This is a genomic window from Lactobacillus sp. wkB10 (assembly GCF_000760615.1).
Classification (GTDB): Bacteria; Bacillota; Bacilli; order Lactobacillales; family Lactobacillaceae; genus Lactobacillus; species Lactobacillus huangpiensis.
Map to the genome: position 1 here is coordinate 14,575 of NZ_JRJB01000001.1, position 16,785 is coordinate 31,359.

Below are 16,785 nucleotides of genomic sequence, written 5' to 3' on the forward strand. Positions count from 1 at the left end.
TTTTATTGCTCTTTTCTACTTAAAATAGAATGAACCTTAGTAGTCAACATATCAATTGCCACATCATTTTTGCCACCTTCCGGAACAATAATGTCAGCATAACGCTTAGTAGGTTCTATAAATTGATGATACATTGGCTTAACCGTGCTCAGATACTGATCGATTACAGAGTCAATTGAGCGCCCACGTTCATTTAAATCTCGCTCTAAACGTCTAATAAAGCGAATATCATCGTCCGTATCAACATATACTTTAATATCCATTAAATCACGAATTTCTTTATTAGCTAAAACTAAAATTCCCTCGAGAATAATGATATCAGCAGGTTCTTTATGAATGGTTTTTTTGCTGCGAGTATGCTCCTTGAAATCATAAACAGGCATCTCAATAGCTTTGTATGCTAACAAGTCGCGCAGCTGCTTTTCTAGTAAGGGTACATCAAAGGCATCGGGATGATCATAATTGATCTTCATTCGTATATCCATAGGGATGCCAGTATTATCTTTATAATAAGAATCCTGTGTCATAATCAGGACATGCTCATCTTCCTGCATTTGAGCAACTATTTTTTGTGCAATGGTAGTTTTTCCACTGCCTGAACCACCAGTAATACCAATTACGACAGGCTTTTCAAGTCTCGACATTGTGCCACTCCCTTTTAATCCTTAAATATTTTACTTTACTTTGCCTTTAATTACCAACAGTTAAGGTATATTTCACTTTAAAAATGCTCTGAGAAAATTGGAAACTAAAAAAATATTGACAAGAACAGTGGAAGCGATTACTATAAATCTGGTATCAAAAATTTAAAAGATATACTTTAAAAATAGAAATTATACGTAGTAAACGTCTTAAACAAAAGACAATTTGCAAAAAGAGAAGCAATTAAATAAAATAATGATACCAGAATGAAGAAAATATCATGGAATTCAAAGAGAGAACTGCTGCGGTTCAAGTTCAAGAGTATTTAGAATTTTTAATCCACTTTAAAAAAGTGAAAGATTTACCCTCACAACGCGAAATTTCTGAGAAATTGCAAGTTAGTCGTAATGCAGTGAAACATGCATTGGATGGGCTCAAAAATGAGGGACAAATACTGGTAAAAGAGCGAACAGGAATAATTTCTAACAATAAAATTGACATTAATATGCTGGGAATGGAGTCAATGACTACTGAATTTAAAAATAAGACAGTTAGCATCAAACATCTGGCAACAACTATCGAAACAATGCCCAAGAGATTAGATGAATTTTTTAATTCAAACGAGCCAGTTATCAAAATTGAGCGAGTTAGGTTTGTTAAAGATATTGCCCTAACATATGAGATAACGTATTTTAGTCAAAAGAATTTTAGCAGAATGGAAAAGATTGATTTTACTAATAAATCGCTTTATGAGGTTCTGGAGAAGGAGTATCATGTGAAGCCAACTTATGGTAAAGAAAGTATCTCGTGTTTTTTGGCCGATAAAAAAATAAGCAGTCTGTTGAAAGTCAAAAAAGGTACTCCTCTTTATCAAGTAAACAGTTTCAATTATCAAGACGATGACTTACCAATTGAGAGTACAACTCAATATTTAGTAGGAAATAAATTTAAATATCATTTTAATGCTAATAATATTTATGATTATCAAGAGGAATAATTTTGCTTTTTAAAGAAGTATATACCGATTTGGATAAAAGAATTGTTAATGGTGGTTATCCACCAGGTAGTACTTTACCCAATGAGGTTGAATTACAAAAAAGATATGATGTTAGTAGAACAACAATTAGAAAGGCTGTTAATAAATTAGTAGCTGAAAATAAGGTTGTCCGTAAAAAAGGAAGTGGTTTATTTGTTGCTCCAATAATTTCTAAACAAAATATTTTGGAAATGACTGGTATTATCAAGCCTTTATACTTGGAGTCCTCAGACAAAATTAAATTTAAAGAAACTTATTTAAGACTGGTTGGTTCATATTACGCTGCGGTTTTTAATGTAAGTTCAAACGAATTGCTATATGATATCTCCTTTGCAGCTGAAATTAAGAATGAAATCACATGTGAACATTTACTTCTGCTTCTTGATAACTTTCCGGGATTTGATCCTAATTGTTTAAAAGTAATGTCAATAATTGAAGCAGTCAATACTGGTATCCATAAGCCGGATGATGTCTATCAAGACTTTCAATTAATTAAAGCAACCGAAGAAATTAGTAAACAATTTCATATTCAGGAAAAAGACCCAGTGTTTAAAATTATGAACCTATTCTCAACTAGAGAAGGCAAAATTGTAGCCGTAGAGTACAGACTGCAAGATGCTTTAAAAACAAGGTACTCAATAGATTTTAGTTAATGGAGGAATGAAAAGTGATTAAACTAGTGCGAGTTGACCACCGGTTGGTCCATGGACAAGTAGCTGTTTCTTGGTTTAATAGTTTAGATGTTAACACGATATTTGTAGTAAACGATGATGTTGCCCATGATGATTTCCGTAAGTCGGCTATCAGGCTAGCCAAGCCAGAAAAGTCTAAGTTGGTAATGAAGTCTGTTGCAGACAGTATAAAAGCAATTAATTCGGGCATAACGGACAAATATAAAATGTTGATCGTAGTTGAATCAGTTGCTGACGCTGTTGAACTTATTAAGGGAACTGGTGATAAAATAACCGGCCTTAATCTTGGTGGCACTAAGCCCAGAGAAGGAACAGAAAACTACTCTAAAACAATTAATTTAACTACAGAAGAAGCCAGTGAATTAGATCAACTGCAACAAAAGGGAGTGGATGTCTGGATTCAACAGGTGCCAAATGATGAAAGACAAGAATTTCGTAAAAAATGATTGGAGGTAAATAATGAATGTATATTTAACCGCAATTATTTTGGCTTTAATTGCGATGATGGGTAATGGCGAATATTTTGTAGGTTCATCCATGCTGTCAAGGCCACTTGTAACCTGTACGTTAACTGGTTTGGTGTTGGGTAACCTGCATCAGGGAATTATTATGGGGGCAACTCTAGAGTTAGCCTTTGTTGGTTCATTTTCTATTGGTGCGGCAATTCCCCCAGAAATAATTTCCGGTAGTGTTTTGGGAACTGCTTTTGCAATTGAAGCTGGTAAAAGCACTGCTGTTGCCTTAACACTAGGTATTCCCATCGCATCTCTTGTGTTGGTAATCAAAAATCTGTGCTTTATTTTCATATTACCGTTCTTCGTTCACCGTGCTGATAAATATGCTGAAAAAGCTGATGGTAGTGGTGTAAGTCGGATGAACGTTCTGGGAGGCTTTTTCTCGGTTAACTTGCCAATAGGGTTAGTAGTTGGCATTTCTTATGTGTTAGGTAGCCCAGTAATTAAGGCGATTTTAGCCGTTATTCCTCAGTTCATTATTAATGGCTTGGGAATTGCCACGGGTCTTTTACCAGCATATGGTTTTGCTCTGCTGCTTAAGATGATGGTCAACAAAAATAATGTCACTTTCTTTATTATTGGTTTTGCCTTGGCAGTCTATCTCAAGGTATCAGTAACTGGCGTAGCCATTTTCGGCGCTTGTTTGGCTCTTATTCTAACTGGCTATTCCGCATTTAAAGGTCAACCGTTAGTAAATACTGCTGCTAATTCTAATAATACAAATGAAAAAGATTCAGATGATGGAGGCATAGATTATGAAGATGAAGAATTCTAAGTTACTCACCAAAAAAGACTTAATGAAAACTTTCTGGCGGTCGTTCACAATGGAATGGGCTTGGAATTATGAGCGCCAAATGAATCTTGGCTATGCTTACTCAATGGTTCCTGCTTTACGAAAGATCTATGGCAAAAACAAGGAAAAATTAAAAGAAGCCTATAAACGTCACCTGGAATTTTATAATGTTACTCCATGGCTCAGTACTTTTCCTTTAGGTATCTCAATTGCGATGGAAGAGCAAAACGAACTTGATCCTGATTTTGATGCAGCTTCAATCAATAACATTAAAGTTGCTCTAATGGGTCCTTTGAGTGGTATCGGTGATTCATTCTTTTGGGGTACGCTAAGGGTTATTGCCACGGGAATAGGTACTTCTCTTGCAATGCAAGGAAATATTTTAGGACCAATTTTGTTCTTATTGATCTTTAATATTCCGGCCATTATCACTAGATATTATGGTTTGTTTATTGGCTACAATATCGGTTCATCATTTATTGATAAAGTGCAAAAGACTGGATTAATGGATAAGTTAACCTATGGTGCTTCTGTTTTAGGACTTGCTGTTGTCGGGGCTATGGTTGCGACCATGGTAACTTTGAAAATGCCTTTGAAAATTGGTAGTGGTGCTGAAGCGACTACCGTTCAAAAAATTTGTGATGGCATTGTTCCTGGTATTTTACCTCTATTGTTCACATTCTTTATTTTCTGGCTTGATAAAAAGGGCTGGAAATCACAATATATTTTGTTGCTGATAGCAGCAATCGGAATATTTGGTGCCTGGTCAGGACTGCTGGGTCAGTAACTAAAGGAGATTCTTGTGAAAAGTATAGAAGATTATGTCCACTTAGAACCAAAATACTATGAAGCGGTTTTGCAAAACTATTCTGACTTGTTCAGCAATAAAATGACTCAATTAAATAAAAATTTTGATAATATTGTCATTTATGCAACAGGTTCCAGTTCTAATGCCGCATATGGTGCATTGCCATTCATGAGCAATATTTTAAAAATGCCAGTAAAAATTGAAGAGCCTTCTATAGCTGAAAATTACTTGCTTCATGTTAGTCAAAATTCTTTATGTATTGCGATATCTCAAGGCGGTCACAGCTATTCTGTAGTAAAAATTATTCAGCGATTACAAGATGCCGGTAATACAGTTTTTGCTTTAACAAGTGAACTTGATAGTCCAGTTGGAAAAGTTTGTCATCACGTTTTAGATATGGGTATGCCTATTGAAGAAATGCCATATGTCAGTGCTGGGTATAGCGTAGAAATTTTAGATTTAATGTTATTAGCTATGTTAATTGCACAAAAAACAGGCAAAATTTCGTTTGTAGAATTTACGAAACTTTTGTCTGAAATAAAAAATATAGTCCTTAAGATGCCTGAAGCAATTAATAGTGCAAGCAACTGGGTTGAAAATAATATTAGTAAATTTACCACAGCAAAAAGATTAGTTTTTATTGGCTACGGTGCAACTTATGGTGTTAGCCGTGAAGGTGAAACTAAAACAACTGAAGCGGTCAGAATTAATTCGTGGGGAAAAGAACTGGAAGAATACATGCACGGTCCTTATCTGGGACTGAACGCGGATGACTTTATCATTTGTTTAGACCCGATGGGAAAGCTTCACGATAGAATGGATCTTTTAAAGCGGTTCTTAAATAAGCATGTTAAAAATGTATATACAATTTATCCTGGTAAAGATCAAAGTGAAGCAGCTAACGACCTCAGTCTAGGTATCACAACAAACGAGCTTTTAACTTCTTTATTTATGACTGTACCGATTCACTTGCTGGCCTATAAGTTATCACAAGTGAAGAAGATAGATTTGCAACATTCTGCATACCCAGATTTTGATCAGATAACAGCTTCAAAAATATAGAATAATTTTAAAAAAAGAGGAAGAAAAATGCGTAAGTTTAATAAACAAAAATTAATTGATAGTATGACTGGTGCTCTTAAACTGCGGAGTCAAATTAACGATGTGATTGATCCACTATTTAAAAAAGGCATAACCAATATTTGCTGGTTAGGAATCGGTGGTACCTATGCTTCGGGGATGCAGGCTAATATCCACATGAAGGAAAAAAGTGCTTTAGAAACTTTTTATCAAAATGCTGCTGAATATAATGTAACTGGAAATAAACGTATTACCGATAAGACGTTAGTGGTGATTTCCTCAGTTACTGGAAATACTAAAGAAATGATTGATGCAGTTAAAAAATTAAACCAAGTTGGTGCAATAATTTTAGGTTTTATGGATGACCCGCACGCTAAATTAGCTTCAATGCTAACTTATTGTATTTCTTATCCTGAAAATGAGCAGTTAAAATTCTTTATGGTCGGAGACCGCTTAATGTATTTGAATGGCGAATTTCCAGATTATGATGAATTTTATCAAGAAATGGATCAACATTTTGCAAAAGACATTGCTGACATTGAAGAAAATGCAGATAAATTTGCTCAAGAGTTTGCTGAAAAGCATCATGACGATGAAATTCACTATTTTGTTGGTGCCGGCAATCAATGGGGTGCAACTTATTCATATGCAATGTGCTATTGGGAAGAACAACACTGGATTAGGACTCGCGCAGTGGAAGCTGCAGAATTTTTCCATGGAATGTTTGAAATTGTTGATCGTGATACTCCAGTTACCGTCTATGTCGGTGAAGACAGTCAACGGCCATTAAGTGAACGTGTTGCCAAATTTTTACCTGAAATCTGCGGTAATTATACAATTATAGACTCTAAAGATTATGATCTGCCGGGTTTTTCTGAAAAATATCGTGGCACCTTGTCGCCGTTTGTCTTCCATGCTATTAATAACAGAATTGATGTTCATATTGAGCATATTAACCGTCACCCGATGGATATACGCCGTTATTACCGCTGCTTAGATTATTAGTTTTAGTGTGATTATATGGTTGGAGTAATTATTTGTACACATGGTAATTCAGCACCTGAATTATTAAAGTCAGCAGAAATGATTTGTGGTAAACAAGAAAACTGTCATACCGTGAGTTTCACAGAAGGCGAATCTTTAGAACAATTAAAGGCAGAAATAAGTGGGAAAATTAGCGATCTTAAAGGAACAGTTTTTTGTTTAACAGATCTAAAGGGAGGAACTCCTTTTAATACGCTGGTCAGCTTGCTTAAGAGTAATCCTGAAATAGAAATTATTACAGGTGTTAATATTCCAATGCTGTTAGAACTATTCATCAATCGTAATCAGTTAGAAACAGAGGAGTTGCTTTCTGCTACTTTAGAGGCAGGTAAAACTGGAGTTTATCACTACCAAGATATTGATTCTGGGACAGCAGATGAAGAATTCTAAATAAAAGAGTATAGCAGAGATGCTATACTTTTTTTATTAAAAGACTTATAATAGGAAAAACTAAAATGAAAGGGCTTTTTTAATATCGAAGAAGGCGGTTGTAATGAGAAGCTTTTTCAATAGTATAGTATTTCAGAAAATAATAGGCATAGTTTTAATTGTATTGGCTGTCTTTGAAATAATTAGCAGTTACAAATATGCTAAGAAAATTTTGCAGAATGGTACAAATAACGGGTTCTCGCTTTTTGCAATTATTTTTGCTTTCATTTTTGGGATAATACTATTAGTTGGCGGATTTATTTGTGTGTTTTATCATTTTTAAATTTAAAGTTAAAAAAATATGATAAATTTTCCCCACCTTAATTTCAAAAGGTGGTAAAATTGATTTATAATATAGTAAGTTAATTTAAAAGAGGGTGTTAAAATGACAAACTTTTTAACAAGCGCAGCTTTTTTAATGATCGTTGCTGTGATTATGATGGCCTTAGGGTCTTATCAAATAGTTAATAGTGTCGTTTATATCCGTGGAATTTTGCATAAAGGTACCAATAATGGATTTATGCCACTTGCAATGTGGACATCTTTAATTATTGGTTTGGCTTTACTAATTATTGGTATTGCTGGAATTATTATGACTTTTAGAGGATTTTAATTGATTTTTTAAAAGACCATAGGCAATTATTATGTAAATTTTTAAAAGATACATTTAGACTATATTATATTAATATTCGTGGTAAGCAAAGTAGTGCATAACCACGAATATTTATTTTTAATTAGAAAAAATTAGATGTAATTATAAATTTCGAATAATGTAAAAATTAATGGATATATTAGTAAGCGCTATTTTAAACGTGCTATAATAGAAGATATTAATATTAGGATACATTTTAGGAGGAAAGTATTATTATGGCAGAACAAACTATTATGCTTAACTGCAGTGCTGGAATGAGTACATCTTTGTTAGTTACTAAGATGCAGCAAGCTGCGAAGGATCAGGGTATTGACGCACATATTTTTGCGTGTCCAGCTTCAGAAGCTTCACAACACATTGAACAAGATCATCCCGACTGTGTGTTGCTTGGACCTCAAATTCGTTATATGGAAGATGACTTTAAGAATAAAGTCCAAGGTCAAGGAAAAGAAGGTAAGGACATTCCTCTTGGAGTTATTGATATGCGTGCTTATGGCATGATGGATGGTAAAAAGGTTTTACAACAAGCAGAAGACTTAATTAACGGATAAGGGGATTACGATGTCTGAAAAGGAAACACCTGAACAAAAAGAACAAGAAACTTTAGAAGCAGCCATGGGACTTATTGCCAATGGTGGTAACGCTAAAAGCCTTGCATTTGAAGCTATTCGTCTCGCGAAAAAGGGTGACATTGCAGGTGCACGTGCTAAATTGAAAGAATCAGATCAATCTTTGAACGAAGCACATAATTCTCAAACAGGGATGTTAACAAAAGAAGCTCAAGGAGATCATACAAAGGTTACCCTTCTGGTAGTCCATTCACAAGATCATTTGATGAATGCAATAACCTTTAGGGATTTGGCGGGAGAAATGGTAGATCTCTATGAAAAACTTTTTAAAGCAGATGCGTTGAAGAAAGAAACTGAGAATAAGTAATTAAAAACTAATGACTGTGGTATCTCAGTCAGTTTAAATTGGTGATTTTTTATAAATTCCATAGCTAAAAACATTAAATTGTCATAATTGATTTAGCTTTAATGAAATATGGTCTGCTTTTTTCTTATATGTATAAATTACAAAGCTATTGCCTTGAGCCTCTCAAGTCATTTATTTAGGAGAGAATCAACATGAAACAAATAAAAATTGGTAAAAGTGACGTTTATACTACTCCGTTAGGTTTAGGAACTAACAAAGTTGGTGGACATAACTTATTTCAGAATTTAGATGAACAAGATGGCTATGATCTTTTAAGAGAAGCTTTAAAACAAGGAATTAATTTTTTCGATACAGCTTATGTATATGGTCATGGAAGATCTGAAGAAATTATTGGTGATGTGCTGCAAGACTATGATCGTTCAAAAGTAGTAATTGCTACTAAGGCTGCCCAAGATAAGTCTCATGATATGGCTATCAATAATAGTCCTGAGTTTATTAAAAAAGCAGTCGATGAAGCCTTGTTAAGGTTAAAAACTGATTATATTGATATTTTTTATATTCATTTTCCAGACAAGGATACGCCAAAAGATGAAGTAATTGAAACTTTAGATGAAATACGAAAAGCAGGCAAAATAAGAGCAATCGGCGTTTCCAATTTTTCTTTAGATCAGATTAAAGAAGCAAATAAAAATGGCAAAGTTGATATTGTTGAAGACCAGTTCAGCCTAGTTCACCAAGCTCCAGTTAAAGAGGAATTAAAGTACTTACAGGAAAATAATATTTCCTTTGTACCTTTCTTCCCATTAGCATCAGGACTTTTAACAGGAAAATACTATCTAAAAGACTGGGAAAAGTTTAAAAATAGTGATGGTGGGCAATTATTGGGAGATTTCAGTGAAGAGCAGTATGAAGATGCTATGAAAGGGATTGATGGAATACGAAAAATTGCTGCTGATCATCAAGCAACGGTTACACAAACCGTATTAGCTTGGTATATGGCAAATCCAGCAATTAGTGTTGTAATTCCTGGTGCTCGTAACGCTGATCAAGTTAAAAGCAATGCAGCTGCTTTGCATGTTAATTTGACGACAGATGAATATCAGCAAATAGATCAATTATTTAGCAACTTCTAAAAAACAAAAAAAGGCTTTAAGCTAATTAAAAAAGCTTAGAGCCTTTTTTGTGTTAAAGATTAGAAATAACTTATCACTTGAATTTAGAAAAAGTGTATCGGCTTTTTAAGCATGTTTTTGATATTTGAATAAGAAAAACACGGCACTTATACAAGTGCCGTGTATTAAATTTGCTTTTTTTAAAAAATACCAATTTTTTAAAGTTACGAGATTAATCTAAATCAAGACCATTTGAACTAATAACTTTTTTATACCAATCAAATGAATCTTTGCGTGAGCGCTTCAAAGTGCCTTCACCAGTATCATTTTTGTCTACATAGATAAATCCATAACGCTTATCCATTTGGCCCGTTCCAGCGGATACCAAGTCAATTGGGCCCCATGGCAGGTAACCCATTAAGTCAACACCGTCAATTTCAACTGCTTTTTCCATTTCAGAAATGTGCTTTCTTAAGTAATCTACTCTGTAATCATCATGAATAGATCCATCTTTTTCAACTTTGTCGTAAGCACCCAGACCATTTTCAACGATGAATAAAGGCTTATGATAGCGGTCAGTTAAGTGGTTTAAAGCAATTCTTAAGCCAGCTGGATCAATTTCCCAACCCCAATCACTTTTTTCCAAAGTTGGATTGACAGCTTTTGCTTTAGATAAGTCACTTAATTCATCAGCTTTTACATTTTGGGCTGATACAGTTGTTGTTTGATAGTAGCTGAAGCCAACATAGTCTACTGTACCTTCCCTGAGTACAATTCTGTCTTCGTCAGTAATATCAGGACGATAGCCGTTTCGTTCAATATATGCTTCAACTTCTTTCGGATATTCACCAAAAACATGAACGTCTGAAAACCAGTCGCGCCGTTGCTCAAACTTGTCCGCTAAAAGCATATCAGCAGATGAAGGGGTCAAGGGTCTTACTGGAGAATAGTTAATCATACAACCAATTTGAAAATCTGGGTTAATCTTATGTCCAACTTTAACAGCTAAGGCAGAGGCAACTAGTTCATAATGAGCTGCTTGATACATTGCAGCTTCTTTTTCTTTGTCAGTCATTTTCTTGAGAATAATTCCCGAATTTGTAGCCATTAAAAAGTCATCATTGTATGCAGACTGGTTATCGATCTCATTAAATGTCATCCAATATTTTACTTTACTTTGATACCGTTTGAAGCAAACTGTAGCAAAGCGAACAAAGAAATCAATTAATTTGCGGTTAGTAAAGCCGTGGTATTTCTTAACTAAATTAAATGGTATTTCAAAGTGAGATAAAGTAATTACTGGCTCAATGCCGTAGTGATGGCAAGTATCGAACAAGTCATCATAAAATTTTAAACCGGCTTCGTTTGGCTGTTCATCATCACCGTTGGGAAAAATTCTAGTCCAGGCTATGGAGGTTCTGAAGGCTTTAAAACCCATTTCTGCCATTAATTTTATATCTTCTTTATAGTGATGATAAAAGTCTATTGCACTATGGTTAGGATAATTTTTGCCTGCAATAATTCCATCAGTGATTTCGCGTGGCTTAGAAGCAGAACCTACTGTCATGACGTCAGCAACTGACATTCCTTTGCCATCTTCGTTCCAAGCACCTTCTAACTGATGAGCAGCAACGGCTCCTCCCCATAAAAATCCATCTGGCATTTTTGCTGAATACATTTTTATCTCCTTTTTAGTTAATTGTGATAGCGTTAACAGATATATTTTATAACAATTATTACCTATAGTTCAAGGCGTACAATTATTATCATTATTTGATTAATTTAGACTATACTTGTTAATATAATATAGTAAAGGAATGAAGCTTAAAATGAATAGTTCTTCAGAGAAAAATAAAGTTGAACGTAAAAAGCATAATGATAAGATCAAATATCTTTATTTTAGCCGTTATCTAATGGTCCGTTATTGTGTTGTCATTTTTTTGTTTGCTAACCTTTTTTGGCTGTTAATTTTAGTTCAATATAAAAAACTCTTAGGGATAATTTTATCTGGTATACTAACTCTCTTCTCCAGCATTGCTGCTATAGAACAGTTAACAAAAATGTACAACCACAAGAGTGATGTACCAATTACAAGAATTTATTTTTGGATACAAATTGTTGCTAATACTTTTCTGATCGTTTGTCTGTTTTTACCTTTTAAATTGCAAATCTTCCCTTTTATAACCAGTACAAGTTCAAGTTATTTTATGATTGCTATTTTATTAGCTGGCATTTTGTTAGCTTATTTCTGTGAACGTAGAATACATAACATTATTATTGGAAAAGATAAATATTTAAATGCAATCGAAACTGCAATAAAAGACAAATAGTTGCATTTTATTTGAATACGCTTACAATATTTGTTAATAGTAATTGATTATGTATTACTATTTGAAAGGAGTATATTTTATGGCTGAACCAAATCAAAAACCAATAAAAGATCGAATTGCTGAAGTGGCCGGTAAATTTGCTGCCACAAGATTTGTAAGGTCGATTATGGATGCGGGTTATAGCGTTATTTCATTTTCGATAATTGGGTCCATTTTCTTAATTTTGACTGTATTGCCGCAAGCAATTCCCGCTCCCGGGTTTGCTACTTGGTATGCGGGAACAATAGGTCGTCTTACTAATCTGTTTCAGTCTGTTTATAATGCTACTATGGGCATCATCGCACTAGTTTTCTCTGGTACTTTTGCTTACTCTTATACAAAAATTTACCGTGATGAAGAACATTTAAACTTGATACCTATAGATGGCTTGATGATGTTCTTAATGGGGTTCTTTATTACCGTAGCTGAATTAGTTTGGAAAAATGGCAGAGTAGAATTTATAACCATATTTACTAAAGACAAAATGGTTGCTGGCGGATACCAAGCAGGTCCATTAACTGGTATTTATCGTATAGGTGCTGTAGGTATTTTTATTGGATTAGTGGTTGCGTGGATAACCGTTCAGATTTATCGCTTTACAATTAAGCACAACTGGCAAATAAAAATGCCAGATTCAGTCCCATCAGGAGTGGCAAACTCATTTAGTGCCATGATACCTGGTTTTTGTGTTGCTGTAGTGATGTCGGCAATTAATATGGCCTTAGTTTTGGCAGGAACTGATTTATTCAATGTGTTATTTATCCCGTTTTCTTTCATCAGCAATATTGCAGATACTTGGTGGGGATTCCTGATCATACTCTTTTTAATTCACTTTTTATGGTGGTTTGGAATTCATGGCGCAACAATTATTAGCTCCTTTTATTCACCAATAGTTTTAGCTAATATGCAGGCAAATGTTAATCAAGGTACTCACCATGTTTTTGCTGGTGAAATTTTAAATGCGTTTGTTACAATTGGTGGTTCAGGTGCCACGTTAGGTGTTGCTATCTGGCTGGTATTAAGAGCACGTTCAACACAGTTAAAAGAATTAGGTAAAGTTGAAATTGTACCAGCAATTTTCAATATAAACGAACCAATTCTGTTCGGGTTGCCAATTGTGTATAATATTGACTTATTTGTGCCGTTTATTTGTGCTCCAATGGCTTCCGGTCTGGTAGCTTATTTAGCTATTGCGGCAAGGATAGTTCCGGTCATTAGAGTACAACAGCCTTGGCCAACACCAGTTGGTATTGGTGGCTACTTAGCTACGACAAGTTGGCAAGGAGGGATTCTCGCAATTATATGTGCAATAGTTGCATTTCTAATCTGGTATCCGTTTATTAAGCATTATGACAATGTCACTCTAAAGAAAGAGAAGAACAATGCAACCCCAGATGTTGCATAAAAAATAGATTATTTAAAATCTGTCTGGTAAAGGCAGATTTTTTTATTATAGATTATAGTAGGAGTAAAAAATGCTAAACAATATTTTAGTATTAATAGCGCTTACTGGCTATAATAAAAGTGTAACAATGTTAATAGATTTTGGAGGCACTTTTATATGAAATATCCAAAGACTAAAGAAGTTTTAAACCAATTAGTTGCTGATTTGACCCAACTACACATGGTGGTTCATCAACATCACTGGTACATGCGTGGTAATCGTTTTTTGAAATTACATCCATATTTAGATAAGGTAATGGACGAATTAGCTGACCAACTGGATCAAGTTTCTGAACGTTTAATTACTCTTGATGGTTCTCCAGTTTCAACCTTAGGTGAAATAGCAGCTAAAACTAAGATTCCTGATGAAAAGGGCAATTGGAACGAAACAATAGATGAACGTTATGCAAAAATTATTGAAGATTACCATTACCTTGATCAACTCTATGAAGAAGGCATTAAAGTCAGTGATGAAGAAGGAGACTATTCAACTAATGATATGTTAACTGGTTTCCACACTGATGTAGAAAAGAGAATTTGGATGATGTCAGGCGAAATTAACAAGGCTCCTGAAATTGATCCAGAATAATTAAGTGAAGTGTAAAAGCAGTCTTGACTGCTTTTTTGTATCTTCTTTTTATCTTACTTTTGCTATAATTAATTTGAATTGACAATTAATAATATAGTTTTAGAAAGCATGAATTATGGATAAAGAAGAGCAGGATAAGTTAAAAAAACAGGCTGCCGTAAAAGCTGCTGAATTAGTCAAATCAGGAATGAAACTGGGAGTAGGCACTGGTTCGACAGTAGCATTTTTAATTGATGAATTAGGCAGAAGAAAAAAAGAAGAAGGACTTGACCTTGATGCTGTGGTAACAACTTCAAGCAGAAGCAAGAAGCAAATGGAAAGCTACGGTTTTCATGTTGATGACTTGAATGCAGTAGATCAACTTGATTTGACAATCGATGGCGCAGACAGGTTAGCAGCTAACTTTGATGGTATTAAAGGCGGCGGTGGCGCTTTGACCATGGAAAAAAATGTTGCAATAAATTCTCGCAAAATAATTTGGATTGTAGACGAATCTAAAGTAGTTGACCGTTTAAGCGGCTTTGCTTTGCCTGTTGAGGTTTTACCTGTTTCGTGTGAACAAAATTTTAAACTTTTTCAATCCGAAGGCTTAAATCCGCAGTGGCGCATGTCAGGAAATGAACGCTTTGTAACTCATTATGGCAATTTTATTATCGATTTGAATATTGATCCTATTCCAGTTCCCAATGGTTTAGCTGATTATTTGGATCATACCGTAGGCGTGGTAGAACATGGGCTTTTTCTTGGGATGTGCGATGAGGCATTTATTGCACATTCTAATGGCAAGATCGAAGATCGAAAAAAGTAGCTTTTAAGTTAGCTTGAAACATAACTATGAGTGAAATAAGTCCCAAATAGTTTTCTAACTTTCGGGGCTTATTTCAATGCCAGCTCTTTTTATTTTTACAGCAACGAGTAGCTAAATTTGGTATTATTGTTTTATAACCATTTTTAAAAAGAGGATACTTATGTTAAAAAAACCATTGATAATTAGTACAGATCCCGGAATTGACGACGTTGTTGCAATTACCGTTGCCTTATTTGCTCCTGAATTTGATGTTAAATTGATAGCAGCAACTTGGGGCAATGTACCATTGAAAAATACTCTGGACAATACTTTAAAATTGGAAACATTTTTAAAAACCACTGTCCCCGTTGTAAGTGGTGCTGTCAGACCTTTACTGCGAGATCAAATCGATGCCTCAGATGTTCACGGAAAGAGTGGACTGGCTGGATTTGACTTTCCTGCGCCCAATCACAACTTATTAAAACCAGGTATAGCTGCAGAGGCAATTCATGAAGTTGTTGCTGGCAGTGCTGAAAAAGTAACGTTAATGCAAATTGGACCAGCAACAGATTTTGCGCTTTACTTTAGACAATTTCCAGAAGATTTGCCTAAAATTGAGCAACTGGTAATTATGGGTGGTGCAATTGGTCGCGGCAATTGGGGGCCTTATGCAGAATATAATGTTGCGGGCGATCCTGAAGCAGCACAGATTGTTTTTTCAAGTGGCATAAAAATTTTATTAGCACCACTCGAATTAGGACATCAAGCATATGTAACTCCAGATGTTTTGGATCAAATTAAGCAATCGGGCAGAACGGGAGATATGCTCTATCATATTATGAGCAATTTACATGATCATACTGAAACCAATGGCCGTGAAGTTTACGATGCACTGGCAGCTGGTATGTTGGTAAAGCCCGAAATGTTTGCTTTTAAGCCAGCTTATGTCATAGTAGATACCAAAAGTCCAAGTGCCTATGGTGCTTCGCTGATTGATTTTAATAACTTTTTCAATAAACCGGCAAATGTTCAAGTTGGTATAAAAGTTGACCGAGTTCAATTTTCAGAATGGTTAGTTTCTTCCATCAGGAATATAAATAATTGAGGTAGATAATGGCAGATTTCGTTTATCGTACTGTGATGCGTGATATCAAACAAAATATTCTAGATAACAAATATGAGGGGATGCGCCTTCCAGACGAGCGTAGTCTAGCTGAACACTATCAAGTAAGTCGTTCCTCAATGAAAAGGGCGATGGAGATGCTTTCTCAACAAGGTATTGTCTTTAAAAAAAGAGGCAGCGGAACATTTATTAACCCTTTATATTTAAAAAATCAATCTTTGTTTCGTTATGAAGGGTCTAACCTAGGTTTGACTGATAGTTTGAAGGTTCCTGGTAAAAAGCAGGGAATCAAATTGCTTTCTTTTAGCGTAATCAAGACTCCGAAAGGGATAGCACAAGACTTATTCCTTAAAGAAAATGACTTTGTTTATGAGTTTAAAAGGCTGCGCTTTCTAGATGAACAACCATTTTTAATTGAAACAGGCTATGTGCCTATTAAAATTGTTCCTGAGTTAAAACCTGAACACTTGAAAAAATCACTTTTTAATTACCTAGAAGATTCGCAAAATAAAGTCGTTACCAAAGCGTTTCTGAATATTACGGTTGAGCCTTCAAATGATGAAGACCAATCTCGCCTTAATTTAAAAAAGAGTGAACCAGTGGGAGTAATGGAAGGTATCTTCTTTTTGGATGATGGAACTCCATTTGAAGTTTCTACAATGCGAATTCATTATCAATATATGAAATTCAATACATTTGTTAATTTGAATAAATAGAAAAAGCAGGCTTAAGCCT

20 protein-coding genes are annotated in these 16,785 nt (G+C 34.7%); 18 read left to right on the forward strand and 2 right to left on the reverse strand.

Annotated features, from left to right (window positions below):
• Positions 1-2: 2 nt before the first annotated feature.
• Positions 3-644, reverse strand: coding sequence for a uridine kinase (udk, locus tag LACWKB10_RS00100; protein WP_034977095.1), 642 nt, complete (start codon positions 642-644; stop codon positions 3-5).
• Between the two features lie 278 nt (positions 645-922).
• On the opposite strand from udk, the gene LACWKB10_RS00105 reads away from it, so the two are divergent.
• From LACWKB10_RS00105 to LACWKB10_RS00165, 12 genes are all read left to right on the forward strand, one after another.
• A complete protein-coding gene (locus tag LACWKB10_RS00105) occupies positions 923-1,639 on the forward strand; it encodes a GntR family transcriptional regulator (protein ID WP_034977098.1) in 717 nt (238 codons plus the stop codon).
• Positions 1,640-1,641: 2 nt separating this feature from the next.
• On the forward strand, positions 1,642-2,331 hold the full coding sequence (locus tag LACWKB10_RS00110; RefSeq protein ID WP_235191474.1) for a GntR family transcriptional regulator: 690 nt from the start codon (positions 1,642-1,644) through the stop codon (positions 2,329-2,331).
• Between the two features lie 14 nt (positions 2,332-2,345).
• Positions 2,346-2,816: a PTS sugar transporter subunit IIB gene (locus tag LACWKB10_RS00115; protein ID WP_034977105.1), complete on the forward strand. Its 471-nt coding sequence runs from the start codon at positions 2,346-2,348 to the stop codon at positions 2,814-2,816.
• A gap of 13 nt (positions 2,817-2,829) precedes the next feature.
• Entirely contained in the window at positions 2,830-3,660 is an 831-nt protein-coding gene (locus tag LACWKB10_RS00120; protein WP_034977107.1) for a PTS sugar transporter subunit IIC, read from the forward strand.
• Positions 3,641-4,465 (forward strand): PTS system mannose/fructose/sorbose family transporter subunit IID, encoded by an 825-nt coding sequence (locus LACWKB10_RS00125; RefSeq protein WP_034977109.1) that lies wholly within the window; start codon positions 3,641-3,643, stop codon positions 4,463-4,465. Before LACWKB10_RS00120 ends, LACWKB10_RS00125 begins: the two co-directional genes overlap by 20 nt.
• Positions 4,466-4,480: 15 nt before the next feature.
• Positions 4,481-5,548 carry an SIS domain-containing protein gene (locus LACWKB10_RS00130; RefSeq protein WP_034977112.1) on the forward strand — a complete coding sequence of 356 codons (1,068 nt, stop codon included), beginning with the start codon at positions 4,481-4,483 and terminating at the stop codon, positions 5,546-5,548.
• A 27-nt stretch (positions 5,549-5,575) separates the two neighbouring features.
• On the forward strand, positions 5,576-6,571 hold the full coding sequence (locus LACWKB10_RS00135; protein ID WP_034977116.1) for an SIS domain-containing protein: 996 nt from the start codon (positions 5,576-5,578) through the stop codon (positions 6,569-6,571).
• A gap of 15 nt (positions 6,572-6,586) precedes the next feature.
• The gene (locus tag LACWKB10_RS00140) at positions 6,587-7,000 is read left to right on the forward strand and encodes a PTS sugar transporter subunit IIA (protein WP_034977120.1); all 414 of its coding nucleotides are present in this window, start codon (positions 6,587-6,589) and stop codon (positions 6,998-7,000) included.
• A gap of 424 nt (positions 7,001-7,424) precedes the next feature.
• Entirely contained in the window at positions 7,425-7,652 is a 228-nt protein-coding gene (locus LACWKB10_RS00150; RefSeq protein ID WP_034977125.1) for a hypothetical protein, read from the forward strand.
• Positions 7,653-7,906: 254 nt separating this feature from the next.
• Entirely contained in the window at positions 7,907-8,242 is a 336-nt protein-coding gene (locus LACWKB10_RS00155) for a PTS sugar transporter subunit IIB (RefSeq protein WP_034977128.1), read from the forward strand.
• Between the two features lie 10 nt (positions 8,243-8,252).
• Positions 8,253-8,627, forward strand: a complete 375-nt coding sequence (locus tag LACWKB10_RS00160) for a PTS lactose/cellobiose transporter subunit IIA (protein ID WP_034977130.1) — start codon at positions 8,253-8,255, stop codon at positions 8,625-8,627.
• A gap of 191 nt (positions 8,628-8,818) precedes the next feature.
• Complete coding sequence (locus LACWKB10_RS00165; protein ID WP_034977133.1) at positions 8,819-9,760, forward strand: aldo/keto reductase; 942 nt, start codon at positions 8,819-8,821, stop codon at positions 9,758-9,760.
• Between the two features lie 211 nt (positions 9,761-9,971).
• Here LACWKB10_RS00165 and LACWKB10_RS00170 read toward each other — a convergent pair whose 3' ends face one another.
• Complete coding sequence (locus tag LACWKB10_RS00170) at positions 9,972-11,417, reverse strand: 6-phospho-beta-glucosidase (protein WP_034977137.1); 1,446 nt, start codon at positions 11,415-11,417, stop codon at positions 9,972-9,974.
• A 151-nt stretch (positions 11,418-11,568) separates the two neighbouring features.
• Between LACWKB10_RS00170 and LACWKB10_RS00175 the strand changes: the two genes are divergently transcribed.
• The 6 genes from LACWKB10_RS00175 to LACWKB10_RS00200 all read left to right on the forward strand — a co-directional run bounded on the left by LACWKB10_RS00175 (position 11,569) and on the right by LACWKB10_RS00200 (position 16,766).
• Positions 11,569-12,069: a hypothetical protein gene (locus LACWKB10_RS00175; RefSeq protein WP_034977140.1), complete on the forward strand. Its 501-nt coding sequence runs from the start codon at positions 11,569-11,571 to the stop codon at positions 12,067-12,069.
• A gap of 79 nt (positions 12,070-12,148) precedes the next feature.
• Positions 12,149-13,513 (forward strand): PTS cellobiose transporter subunit IIC, encoded by a 1,365-nt coding sequence (celB, locus tag LACWKB10_RS00180; RefSeq protein WP_034977143.1) that lies wholly within the window; start codon positions 12,149-12,151, stop codon positions 13,511-13,513.
• 156 nt (positions 13,514-13,669) lie between these two features.
• Positions 13,670-14,140, forward strand: a complete 471-nt coding sequence (locus LACWKB10_RS00185; protein ID WP_034977145.1) for a DNA starvation/stationary phase protection protein — start codon at positions 13,670-13,672, stop codon at positions 14,138-14,140.
• A gap of 115 nt (positions 14,141-14,255) precedes the next feature.
• Positions 14,256-14,948 (forward strand): ribose-5-phosphate isomerase RpiA, encoded by a 693-nt coding sequence (gene rpiA / locus LACWKB10_RS00190; RefSeq protein WP_034977147.1) that lies wholly within the window; start codon positions 14,256-14,258, stop codon positions 14,946-14,948.
• A 160-nt stretch (positions 14,949-15,108) separates the two neighbouring features.
• Positions 15,109-16,032 carry a nucleoside hydrolase gene (locus LACWKB10_RS00195; protein ID WP_034977151.1) on the forward strand — a complete coding sequence of 308 codons (924 nt, stop codon included), beginning with the start codon at positions 15,109-15,111 and terminating at the stop codon, positions 16,030-16,032.
• A gap of 8 nt (positions 16,033-16,040) precedes the next feature.
• Positions 16,041-16,766, forward strand: a complete 726-nt coding sequence (locus LACWKB10_RS00200) for a GntR family transcriptional regulator (protein WP_034977153.1) — start codon at positions 16,041-16,043, stop codon at positions 16,764-16,766.
• Positions 16,767-16,785: the final 19 nt, after the last annotated feature.

Excerpts from the sequence above, each read along its gene's own strand:
- udk (WP_034977095.1), bottom strand. The coding sequence starts at position 644 with ATGTCGAGACTTGAAAAGCCTGTCGTAATTGGTATTACTGGTGGTTCA.
- LACWKB10_RS00105 (WP_034977098.1), top strand. The coding sequence starts at position 923 with ATGGAATTCAAAGAGAGAACTGCTGCGGTTCAAGTTCAAGAGTATTTA.
- LACWKB10_RS00120 (WP_034977107.1), top strand. The coding sequence starts at position 2,830 with ATGAATGTATATTTAACCGCAATTATTTTGGCTTTAATTGCGATGATG.
- LACWKB10_RS00125 (WP_034977109.1), top strand. The coding sequence starts at position 3,641 with ATGAAGATGAAGAATTCTAAGTTACTCACCAAAAAAGACTTAATGAAA.
- LACWKB10_RS00135 (WP_034977116.1), top strand. The coding sequence starts at position 5,576 with ATGCGTAAGTTTAATAAACAAAAATTAATTGATAGTATGACTGGTGCT.
- LACWKB10_RS00140 (WP_034977120.1), top strand. The coding sequence starts at position 6,587 with ATGGTTGGAGTAATTATTTGTACACATGGTAATTCAGCACCTGAATTA.
- LACWKB10_RS00150 (WP_034977125.1), top strand. The coding sequence starts at position 7,425 with ATGACAAACTTTTTAACAAGCGCAGCTTTTTTAATGATCGTTGCTGTG.
- LACWKB10_RS00155 (WP_034977128.1), top strand. The coding sequence starts at position 7,907 with ATGGCAGAACAAACTATTATGCTTAACTGCAGTGCTGGAATGAGTACA.
- LACWKB10_RS00160 (WP_034977130.1), top strand. The coding sequence starts at position 8,253 with ATGTCTGAAAAGGAAACACCTGAACAAAAAGAACAAGAAACTTTAGAA.
- LACWKB10_RS00165 (WP_034977133.1), top strand. The coding sequence starts at position 8,819 with ATGAAACAAATAAAAATTGGTAAAAGTGACGTTTATACTACTCCGTTA.
- LACWKB10_RS00170 (WP_034977137.1), bottom strand. The coding sequence starts at position 11,417 with ATGTATTCAGCAAAAATGCCAGATGGATTTTTATGGGGAGGAGCCGTT.
- LACWKB10_RS00175 (WP_034977140.1), top strand. The coding sequence starts at position 11,569 with ATGAATAGTTCTTCAGAGAAAAATAAAGTTGAACGTAAAAAGCATAAT.
- celB (WP_034977143.1), top strand. The coding sequence starts at position 12,149 with ATGGCTGAACCAAATCAAAAACCAATAAAAGATCGAATTGCTGAAGTG.
- LACWKB10_RS00185 (WP_034977145.1), top strand. The coding sequence starts at position 13,670 with ATGAAATATCCAAAGACTAAAGAAGTTTTAAACCAATTAGTTGCTGAT.
- rpiA (WP_034977147.1), top strand. The coding sequence starts at position 14,256 with ATGGATAAAGAAGAGCAGGATAAGTTAAAAAAACAGGCTGCCGTAAAA.
- LACWKB10_RS00195 (WP_034977151.1), top strand. The coding sequence starts at position 15,109 with ATGTTAAAAAAACCATTGATAATTAGTACAGATCCCGGAATTGACGAC.
- LACWKB10_RS00200 (WP_034977153.1), top strand. The coding sequence starts at position 16,041 with ATGGCAGATTTCGTTTATCGTACTGTGATGCGTGATATCAAACAAAAT.